The following is a 531-nucleotide window of genomic DNA, read 5'->3' as shown; positions in this document are numbered from 1 at the left end:
CAACGAGTCCCTTGACTACTAGTCGCGGGTGCGGCAGGCTGTCCTCCGCGCCCGATGACAGGCGCGCAGGGGAGGAACCATGACGGACCTCATGTCCGGCGATGCAGGGTCGCCGCGGGCGGCGCCGGCTCGCGATTTCGACGGTTTGTACAAGGCGTTGTTGCAGGCTCATCCGCGGGATGCGTTGCAGTTGTTGTGCGGGGCGCGGGTCGAGGGCCGGGAGGTGGTTCTGGACGGGCCGACCGAGCATCCGCGGCAGCGCAGCCGTCAATGCGACAAGGTGTTCCTGGTGGAGCGCAACGACGGGATGCCGGTTGACGTGTACCACGTCGAGGTTCAGGTGAAGCGCACCGTGGACTTCGAGGAGCGGATGGTGTCCTACTGGGCGGATCTGGCGCTGCGCTACCGTCGCGCGAGTTACCGCATTCATCAGGTGGTGCTGTGGCCGATGGGTGGCGGTTATCCGGGCCGGTTCACGCGGGACCGGGCCCGGCTCGACTACCGGTCGATCAACGTTCCCGGCGATCTGGA

Annotated in this window: 1 protein-coding gene; it reads left to right on the top strand. The window is 66.9% G+C overall.

All coding sequences use genetic code 11. The features are described 5' to 3' along the window. Window positions 1-79: 79 nt before the first annotated feature. On the top strand, window positions 80-531 hold a 452-nt coding region (locus Ade02nite_RS48920), incomplete at its 3' end, for a hypothetical protein (RefSeq protein ID WP_203778305.1).

It is taken from the genome of Paractinoplanes deccanensis, from assembly GCF_016862115.1.
GTDB classification, from domain to species: Bacteria; Actinomycetota; Actinomycetes; order Mycobacteriales; family Micromonosporaceae; genus Actinoplanes; species Actinoplanes deccanensis.
The sequence above is the reverse complement of the archived record's forward strand: the minus strand, read 5'-3'. Positions and strand labels throughout refer to the sequence as shown.